Consider the following 9,279-nt stretch of genomic DNA (forward strand, 5'->3'; position numbering starts at 1 on the left):
TTGGTTATATTTAATGTGAGACATTTTGTCCCTCATCAAACTTTTTCCTTCTAACTTATTGATAATTCATTTGAAAAAGATCGCATTTTTTTGGCATCAAGATTGCTTTATATGCATGCCAAATTATAACACGTCAGAGTTGGCAGCGATTAGGTATCAAAATACCTAGCAAATAATAAATAGAATGGATTAATAAACACGATGAAAGCAATCTCTTTTACATTAGCAACAGCGTCTTTAGCCCTAGTCAGTTACTCCGCGTCATCTGCCGATGAAGTTCCTCATGTTCGTCTCGCGACTACTACTAGCACGTATCACTCAGGCCTACTTGACTACCTATTACCTAAATTTGAACAAGATACCGGTTATAAAGTCGACGTTATTTCTGCCGGAACGGGTAAAGCACTTAAAATGGGTGAGAACGGTGACGTAGATTTGGTTATGACTCACGCACCAAAAGCAGAAGCAAACTTCGTAGAAAAAGGCTATGGCGTACTGCCTCGCAAGCTGATGTATAATGATTTCGTTATTGTTGGTCCTCATTCAGATCCTGCAAAAATTGCTCAGCAGAAAGACATTGCTGAAGTGTTCAAAAGTATTGCAAACATGAACGCTACTTTTGTATCTCGTGGTGATGATTCTGGAACACATAAAAAAGAAAAAGGCATTTGGCAACAAACAAAAATGGAACCCAACTTTGGCGGCTACCGCAGCGTGGGCCAAGGTATGGGGCCAACGCTAAATATGGCCAATGAGATGCAAGGTTACACGATGACCGACCGTGGTACTTGGTTAGCCTACAACAACAAACTTGATCTAGAAGTGTTGTTCCAAGGCGATAAAAAACTGTTTAACCCATACCAAGTTATTCTTGTTAACCCTGAGCGCTACCCTAGCATCAATTACCAAGGTGCCAAGGAGTTCAGTGACTGGCTTGTCAATCCAAAAGGACAACAACTGATCAATGAATTCAAACTCAATGGTAAACAACTGTTTGTCGCCAACGCTAACGAGAAATAATTTTCGATGAGCCTATGGCAAACCACCCTCGATGCGCTCGCCTTATTGGTGAGCCTCGATAGAGAACTTTGGGAGATCGTCGCGGTCTCCTTTAGTGTTTCATTGTCAGCGACTTCGATCGTGCTGTTGCCAGCAATCATTTTCTCTTTTGTTCTCGCGTACACAGAGTTCAGGGGAAAATGGCTTTTTCTTTCGCTGGTCAATACGCTTCAGGCTATCCCAACCGTTGTGATTGGATTACTGCTCTACATGCTACTGTCACGTGCAGGTCCTCTCGGGGACTGGCAGATGCTATTCACTCAGAAAGCGATGATTGTTGGTCAGATGCTTATCGGTTTTCCGGTACTGGTCTCAATGATGCATGGCGCGCTTCAATCTAGTGACCGAAGAGCGATTGAAACATCAATCACGCTCGGAGCTTCGATACCTCGCATCGTTGGAACAATGATTTGGGAAACACGGTTCCCGCTTCTTGCAGCCACTATTGCCGCCTTCTCGCGCATCGTGACCGAGGTGGGTTGCTCGACTATGGTTGGTGGCAACATTATGGGCATCACTCGCAACATACCGACAGCGATTGCTATGGAAAGCCACAAGGGTGCCTTTGCGCAAGGTGTCGCATTAGGCATAGTGTTACTGACTCTAGCCTTAGTATTAAACTTCTTGCTTACCAGTATGCGTGGCAAAGGCTACCTCAGAACTTAAGGACGCTGTATGACTATAAAAATAACGGCACAGCAACTTTCTATGCGCTTCAAAGAGCGCGTGCTATTTCACGTCCCTACTTTGAATATTGGTCCAAACGACGCCATTTATCTAAAAGGAGATAATGGTGTCGGTAAAACTACCCTGCTAAAAATCCTTTCTGGGTTGATCAAACCCACCACCGGTAAAGTTATCGCCCCCAGTGACTCGTGGCGCAACAGACTCTTTTCGCGATCGGGACGAAAAAATGTTATCTACCTCCATCAGTCTCCCTATTTATTTGATGGCACGGTATACCAGAATGTTGCATACGGTATTCGCTATCAAAAAGAAACAGCAAAAGATAAGCGAGCTCAAGTTATTACGGCACTGCGCATGGTAGGCTTAGAAACTCTTGCAGACGAACACATCTCAGTGCTTTCGGGGGGCGAAAAGCAGCGCGTTGCAATGGCACGAGCGTGGATTCTAAAGCCTTCGATTTTGCTGATGGACGAACCCAGTGCTTCTTTAGATCAAGAATCGATCGACCGTTTAGTGATTATGGCGCAAGACCTTCTCGAACGTGGGTCAAGTTTGGTGATAACCAGTCATCAGCAAAACGCCTTGACCGCTTTATGCCGTAAACAATGGTGGATAAAAGAAGCCACTTTGGTAGAGTCTCCTCTGCTTCAAGTAATAACCGACAAAGAGTTACAAACTAATTATGCTTCCTCCAATGCAAACTAGCTGGGTCATTTTAGCTGGTGGACAAGCAACCCGTATGGGCGGACAAGACAAAGGGCTTGTCCAACTGAATGACAAACCACTCATTCAACACGTTATCGAGCGTCTCACTCCACAGACTGAGCGCATCATGATTAACGCTAACCGAAATCAGAGTATTTATACTCAGTTCGGCGAAGTATTTAGTGATCAATTTAAAGACTATCCTGGGCCAATGGGCGGTATCCATGCGGGACTGCTCAACGCACCAACAGACTGGGTAGGATTCGTCCCTTGTGACAGTCCACTGATCAATAACGATCTCGTCGAGCGTTTTTGCGCTTCTGTCACCGACGAGACGGATATTCTCGTTGCTCACGATGGTGACCACCAACAGCCGGTTTTCACCCTTTATCACAAAAGAGTTCTTCCCAAATTAACCGCTTTCTTAGAGCGCGGTGATCGCAAAATCATCCTACTTTATAAAGAGTGCCATACCCAGTATGTCGACTTTAGCGATTCACCAAACTGTTTTGTTAATTTGAACACACCAGAAGAGCTCGCTCAATTCGGTACCATTGACTGATGATTGAACAAACACCCATTCCTATTCTAGGTTTTGCTGCCTATTCGGGCACAGGTAAAACGACGCTCCTTGAAGCACTATTGCCAAAGCTAACAACCACTGGTCTGCGCATTGGTATGCTGAAACACGCTCACCACAATTTTGACGTCGATAAAGAAGGAAAAGATAGTTATCGTCTTCGTAAAGCTGGCGCATCGCAAATGCTGATTTCTTCTCGTAATCGTTACGCACTGATGACGGAGACACCTGAGGAAGAATCACAATTTCAATATCTACTGACACGTTTTGATACCGATAAACTCGATATCATTTTGGTTGAAGGCTGTAAAAACATCGCGTTTCCTAAGATTGAATTGCATCGCGAAGTTGTGGGTAAACCTTGGTTGTATCCAAATGACACTAACATCATTGCCATTGCGTCGGATACGCCAGTCAAGGATAGCGAACTGCCACAAATGGATATCAATGACCTTGATGCGATTGCTCAGTTTGTCATTCAGTACGCACAAAATGGTATCCAACCAAACCATGTGGCGCCATGTTGTGACACCCTCTCCCCTGCGTATCTTTCTGTCACACAAGGACAAGAAAAAATTCTGTCACTTGTCAATACCGTCACTGAGAATGAGCCGTGCGCTGTGGCATCTTGTTTTGGTCGAGTTTTATCGAACAACATCATTTCACCAGTCAATGTGCCGCAATACACCAATTCGGCAATGGACGGTTACGCGATTCGTGGTGATGACCTCGATCGTCAGCACTACCACGTCGTGGCTGAAGTACTCGCAGGTCATGCTTACCAACAACCTTTACAAAAAGGTCAAGCGGTAAAAATCATGACAGGTGCGCCGACGCCACAATTTGCCGACACAGTTGTCATGCGTGAACAAGCCACTGAAAACAGTGACAGCGTCACTTTCCCTAATGCTTCAATAAAACAAGGTCAGAATGTACGTCTTGCAGGTGAAGACCTAGCGGCAGGAAGTGATGTGTTTTCTCGTGGTCAGCGCCTCTCTTCTGCTGAGATGGGAATGATCGCCTCTCTTGGTTACGGTGAATGCCAAGTCTACCGTAAGCTTAAAGTTGCTGTTTTCTCAACAGGTGATGAAGTTCAAGCCCCAGGGAATGAGCAAAAAGCGCACTCTATATTCGATTCAAATCGTTTCACCATTATGGGGTTACTGCAAAATCTTGGTTGTGAAATTTTGGATTTTGGCATTGTTGAGGACAACCAACAGACGATGGTTGAAGCACTGGAACGCGCAGCTCAGCAAGCAGACGTGATCATTACTTCTGGTGGCGTCTCTGTTGGCGATGCCGATTACATTAAACTTGCCCTTGAGCAGCTAGGTAGTATCGATTTTTGGCGTATAAATATGCGTCCGGGTCGCCCACTCGCTTTCGGTAACATTAGCGAGAAACCTTTCTTTGGTTTACCAGGTAATCCAGTGGCGGTTATGGTGTCATTCATTAATTTCGTCGAACCAGCGATACGCAAGATGCAAGGTGAACTTGATTGGCAGCCATTAAAGATTAAGGCAATCGCCACTGAACCCTTGCGTTCTCGCCAAGGACGCACAGAATTTAGTCGCGGCATCTATCAATTTGATTCTCGCGGCCATTTAACCGTCGCAACAACGGGCAAGCAAGGTTCAGGTATTCTTCGCTCAATGAGTGAAGCCAACTGCTTAATCGAAATATCCCCTGCTGTTGACACGGTTAAAGTTGGAGAAAGCGTGACAATCATCCCACTTCAAGGCAGAATCTAGCAATCCATTCAGGGGCCAGCTTAGCTGGCCTCTTTATTTTATAGACGGTTGAATATTTATGGCTCGTACAATCCTATATACCTACAAAGACCAAGACAAAACACTGGCTTTTTCTTACGAGAAACACAGAAACATTCACGAGGCAGTGGCAGAAGCTGAAGGTATTGATATTTCGGCATACCTAAAAATGGAGCAGCAAATCGAAGCGATTTCAGACACCAAAGCCGTTCGCAATTATCGTGATAATCACTTTAAAAAACTTGGCTTTAGTAAAATCACTTTGGCTCAAAAAGAAAACCTCGGTGTAGGAAAGAAGAATTCGTAATCCCCTCGTTTCAAAGGCTGGCTTTCCAGCCTTTGTTCTTTCTTAGACAAGGCAAATTAACTCAACATAAGGTCGTTGTTTAAAACAAAGTGGAGTAATTACACTAGAATTATTAGACCTTAATGTTCAGGCAGCGACGCTCCATCCAGCTGAATTAACTGATAATTTTATATTTTGACAATATTCCCCTCACAAAACCGTACATTGTACATATACAATTAATAGCACCTGTGTGAATATTTATGCCAACCCTATAAACCATAAAAATAGAACATAATACTTAACAAGGATTGGCCCCTTCCAATGGAATCGCTCATTACAAAAGTCATCGATTCAAGAAATGAACAAGAGCTTTACCACCATTGTCTAAAAGACGTCTATTTACGCTATAAACCACAACACTGTTTGATTGCTGAGTATGATCTGGAGCAGAACATCGCTCATTCTCACTGCTACTTGCACCACGGCGAGCTAGCGGAAAACATCACCTATTCTTTAGGTGGTACGCCGTGTGAACTGGTGCTGGATAACCGAGAAATCTGTGTCTACAAAGAGAAAATTCAACAACTTTTCCCTGATGATGCCATCTTACAGATAATCAATGCGCACAGTTATCTCGGCATTCCTATTCAGTCGCGCAGTGGCAAAGTGGTTGGCGTTATCGCACTCATGTATAACACCGATTTACCCGATATATCTTTTGATAAGACTTGGCTAGAAACCATCGGTTTTCTCATCGGTAAGTCAATCACTCAGCGACGCCTTGCAGATCAAAAAAATAAACTATTGGAACAATTTGAACGTTCAGAGCAATTAACGCAAAGTGGTTCATGGACATGGGATATCACTCATAACCATTTTAGCTATTCTAAAAATCTCGCCAATATGACGGGCATGGCACCGAATCAACGACTACAATTTTCTGATTTTTTCCGACTCTATATCTTTAAGAGTAAAATCAGCTTAGATCGCTTCATGCTTGATGTAAGCTCTGGGGGGCAAGCTAAGACTCTCACTGTTTATCGAGAAATGTGCCCGATCAATAAGCAATTCGAAATTAGCTACAATAAAAAATTCAATGAGTTAGGCGAATTGACCAAGGTGGTAGGCAACATACGAAATACGACAGATATTTCTCAATTAGAAGCGGACTTTACCATTGCGCAAAAGATCGTTGACCTCTCGAGCAACGGCGTATTAATTACCGACAAACACAACCGTATTATCAGTACCAACTCAAAAGTGAAAGATATTACTGGCTATACTTTTGCTGAGCTAGAGGGTGAATCGCCTTCTATCTTGAGCTCTAGTCTCCATCCGGCGAGTTTTTATCAAAAGATGTGGGCAGAGCTTCATGAACAGGGGCACTGGAGCGGTGAGGTCTGGAATCAAACGAAGTTTGGCGCCGTTTATCCCGAAAAACTCAGTATCTATGTGTTACGAAACCGAGTTGGCGAGATACAAAACTACATCGCGACATTTGAAGATCTTAGTAAGCTAAAATCAATTGAAAGTGAACTCAACAACTACAAAAACGAACACGATTTTACGGGGCTACAAACTCGAGAAAACTTTATTAATGCCTTATCAAACACCGACAATCAAACAGTCATCATTCTCGATCTTAAACGTTTCTCGTCAATCAATAATATGTACGGAGAATCCGTTGGTAATAAGGTTCTCGTCCATGTTGGTCATACTCTGGCGACCAATTTTGATACCAATCAGATTAACATCTGTCGATATGGCCCAGATCAGTTTGCACTGAGCTTTACTCAAGACACCCTCGAGGGGGTCAATAAATTCGTTAGCTTTGTTCGCGCCAAGATCGAAACAAGCGTCGTGATAGATAATCATGAAATTGAACTCGCGGTGAACATCGGTTGCTCAAATGTCAGTGAGTTTGAAAGTAAAACACATCCGATAAAGCAGGCCTACTATGCGCTACGAGAGGCCAAGAGCGACCCTGCTCCATCGACCTCTATCTATTCCACTCAGTTGGAAAAACGAGTGGCAAGACAGTATTCGCTTGGTGCACGTCTCAAGAAAGCCATCGACGAAAAACGCATTGATGTTCACTATCAGCCAATTTACGATTTGAACAGTAACAAGGTAGTCAAACTCGAAGCTCTTGCGCGCTGGAACGAAGACGGTGAGATTATCTCTCCATTCGAGTTCATCCCTATCGCTGAAAATCTTGGCTATATTTTCCAGCTTGGCGAAATTGTGTTGGAGAAGTCCTGTCAGGATCTGCAACGTTTAAAATCTCGCGGCTATGAAAATATTTTGATGTCGATTAACCGATCTATCGATGAACTAAGCGAAGAAGACCCATCCAACTGTTCGATCTTGAACATCATTGGTCAGTCAGGTTTGTCTGAGAAGGACATCATTATCGAGGTCACCGAGTCAATCCCTCTTGAAGATAAACCACATGTTCAGGATCTACTCAGTGTGTTACGCATGAAAGGCGTTAAAGTCGCGTTGGATGACTTTGGTACTGGCTACGCATCATTCTCTAACTTAATGAAGAATTCGATTGATATCCTAAAAATCGATCGCTCTTTTGTCCGAGATATTTCAACCAATCTCAACAACGCGGTGTTAATTAAATCGGTAAACCTGTTAGCGCGCCAACTTGGGCTAGAAGTGATCGCGGAAGGTGTTGAAGATGAACAACAACTGACTCTGCTTCAAGAATTAGGATGTCGCTACATTCAGGGCTACTTAATCAGTAAACCTCAACCGTTTGAGGAGATTGAAGCAGAGATCAAACGGATTAACCAAGGCGAATAACAAACGGGACCAAATGGTCTAATGCTTGTCAGTTAAGAAGCATTTAATACCTTTTTGAAGGCCTAGTCGCGTAGCGACTGGGCCTTCTTTTTACCACTCTTGGGTAGCTCCTATCTCGCCTTTCTGGCAGCGTAAAACTCTCAGCCATATCGAGTATGTAGTTCATTACCTCAGGGATTCTACCTGGCGCAACAGCAGGAAGGAGTTGTAACTGACCTATTAAGAACAACGACGCTTGCTTAAAGCCTATTTGATAAGGCATTACTTTATTCTGGTCGTAAGCCATTTGGCACATTAAGAAGCGAAGTAAGTTGTAGGCTAGCAACATCCCCCACAACTCTTGTATAACGAGTTCTGGTTTTTTGCTTCGTAGAGTAAGGCTGTTTTGAAGCATATATTGCTTCATCTCTCGATAGCCTAACTCTATCTCCCACCGATGACTGTAAAGCTCCGCAATATCTTTTCCTGGGTAACGTAAAGGGTCTGTCATTGACGTTAACAGTCGTATTTCTTTCCCCTTAACTACCTTAGTTATTAGGCGAGCCTCTAGTATTTCCGGGGCATCACACCATTTCTTTTTTGCTTGTGGAGAGAGCTTCAGCTCAACTAATTCTTCTCCACGTCCCAGTTTGCGAACCGTTGTATATTGAGCCCCTTTGCGCATAGGAATAAGCCAATGCCTTTCGCTTCCGGTCGTTTGCCAACGATGTAAAAGCCCTAGAGCGTAAAAACCTCTATCAAAGATGGTCAGGCTTTGGTCTGGAGAGTGTTCAATAAGCTTTGTTGTCAAATCTACTTCACTTATCGATGTTGAGTCGAATGATGCGCTATTAAGAAGATGGCTTGTCAGTTCCATATGGCAGACCATTCGAACTTGAGGATACTCAGATAAGCACTTTTGATTTCGAGTACGACTGAAGCGCTCATCGTTCTCTTTAGTATCTGGGGTTCGCCAGACCACACCATCTACAGCATGAAGAGTTAAACCATGCCAATCTGGGTGTGGCGTTTTGTCATTCCATAATTTCTGCGTTTGAGTAAAAACGGATTTCATGACATCAGAACCTAGCCTTTGCCTTGCTTGGATTACTGCGCTTGGAGCAACAAACGGTTTTTTGCCAGGAAGAAGAATATCTAGCTTGGAGACAACTTTCTCCATAGATAAATGGCGATATAGGGACATCCCAACAACACTCCAAACCATCATCTCCATGGGCAATCTGCGTCTACGCATGGTTGTGATACCCGTATCTTCCATACATTGAGCAATGAGTTCAGGAGAGAGAAGGTCAGATAAACCTGAGAGTTGCTCAACAGAGAATTGATGAACTTGGTTAAGTGCTTGTCTTAGAAACATAAAAAAATCCGAGTGTCTG

8 protein-coding genes are annotated in these 9,279 nt (G+C 43.6%); 7 read left to right on the forward strand and 1 reads right to left on the reverse strand.

Translation table 11 applies throughout. From position 1 onward, the window contains the following. The first annotated feature begins 201 nt into the window (after window positions 1-201). The 7 genes from DA100_RS09500 (at window position 202) to DA100_RS09530 (ending at window position 7,903) form a co-directional block, all read left to right on the forward strand. Complete coding sequence (locus tag DA100_RS09500; protein ID WP_138971917.1) at window positions 202-1,020, forward strand: substrate-binding domain-containing protein; 819 nt, start codon at window positions 202-204, stop codon at window positions 1,018-1,020. Between the two features lie 6 nt (window positions 1,021-1,026). Then, window positions 1,027-1,725 (forward strand): ABC transporter permease, encoded by a 699-nt coding sequence (locus DA100_RS09505; RefSeq protein WP_138971918.1) that lies wholly within the window; start codon window positions 1,027-1,029, stop codon window positions 1,723-1,725. 9 nt (window positions 1,726-1,734) lie between these two features. After that, window positions 1,735-2,451: an energy-coupling factor ABC transporter ATP-binding protein gene (locus DA100_RS09510; RefSeq protein ID WP_138971919.1), complete on the forward strand. Its 717-nt coding sequence runs from the start codon at window positions 1,735-1,737 to the stop codon at window positions 2,449-2,451. Beyond that, entirely contained in the window at window positions 2,429-3,013 is a 585-nt protein-coding gene (mobA, locus tag DA100_RS09515) for a molybdenum cofactor guanylyltransferase MobA (protein ID WP_138971920.1), read from the forward strand. Before DA100_RS09510 ends, mobA begins: the two co-directional genes overlap by 23 nt. Then, the gene (locus tag DA100_RS09520) at window positions 3,013-4,782 is read left to right on the forward strand and encodes a bifunctional molybdopterin-guanine dinucleotide biosynthesis adaptor protein MobB/molybdopterin molybdotransferase MoeA (protein WP_138971921.1); all 1,770 of its coding nucleotides are present in this window, start codon (window positions 3,013-3,015) and stop codon (window positions 4,780-4,782) included. Before mobA ends, DA100_RS09520 begins: the two co-directional genes overlap by 1 nt. A gap of 58 nt (window positions 4,783-4,840) precedes the next feature. Beyond that, the gene (locus tag DA100_RS09525) at window positions 4,841-5,107 is read left to right on the forward strand and encodes a DUF2960 domain-containing protein (RefSeq protein ID WP_138971922.1); all 267 of its coding nucleotides are present in this window, start codon (window positions 4,841-4,843) and stop codon (window positions 5,105-5,107) included. A 303-nt stretch (window positions 5,108-5,410) separates the two neighbouring features. Next, complete coding sequence (locus DA100_RS09530; RefSeq protein ID WP_138971923.1) at window positions 5,411-7,903, forward strand: EAL domain-containing protein; 2,493 nt, start codon at window positions 5,411-5,413, stop codon at window positions 7,901-7,903. Window positions 7,904-7,946: 43 nt separating this feature from the next. Here DA100_RS09530 and DA100_RS09535 read toward each other — a convergent pair whose 3' ends face one another. Next, window positions 7,947-9,260 carry an IS4 family transposase gene (locus DA100_RS09535; RefSeq protein WP_138971924.1) on the reverse strand — a complete coding sequence of 438 codons (1,314 nt, stop codon included), beginning with the start codon at window positions 9,258-9,260 and terminating at the stop codon, window positions 7,947-7,949. Window positions 9,261-9,279: the final 19 nt, after the last annotated feature.

Origin of the sequence: Vibrio sp. Hep-1b-8 (genome assembly GCF_006124995.1) — a bacterium.
Taxonomy (GTDB): Bacteria; Pseudomonadota; Gammaproteobacteria; order Enterobacterales; family Vibrionaceae; genus Vibrio.

What these genes read in the sequence shown, in the direction of transcription:
- DA100_RS09500 (WP_138971917.1), top strand. Translation starts at nt 202, where the DNA reads ATGAAAGCAATCTCTTTTACATTAGCAACAGCGTCTTTAGCCCTAGTC.
- DA100_RS09505 (WP_138971918.1), top strand. Translation starts at nt 1,027, where the DNA reads ATGAGCCTATGGCAAACCACCCTCGATGCGCTCGCCTTATTGGTGAGC.
- DA100_RS09510 (WP_138971919.1), top strand. Translation starts at nt 1,735, where the DNA reads ATGACTATAAAAATAACGGCACAGCAACTTTCTATGCGCTTCAAAGAG.
- mobA (WP_138971920.1), top strand. Translation starts at nt 2,429, where the DNA reads ATGCTTCCTCCAATGCAAACTAGCTGGGTCATTTTAGCTGGTGGACAA.
- DA100_RS09520 (WP_138971921.1), top strand. Translation starts at nt 3,013, where the DNA reads ATGATTGAACAAACACCCATTCCTATTCTAGGTTTTGCTGCCTATTCG.
- DA100_RS09525 (WP_138971922.1), top strand. Translation starts at nt 4,841, where the DNA reads ATGGCTCGTACAATCCTATATACCTACAAAGACCAAGACAAAACACTG.
- DA100_RS09530 (WP_138971923.1), top strand. Translation starts at nt 5,411, where the DNA reads ATGGAATCGCTCATTACAAAAGTCATCGATTCAAGAAATGAACAAGAG.
- DA100_RS09535 (WP_138971924.1), bottom strand. Translation starts at nt 9,260, where the DNA reads ATGTTTCTAAGACAAGCACTTAACCAAGTTCATCAATTCTCTGTTGAG.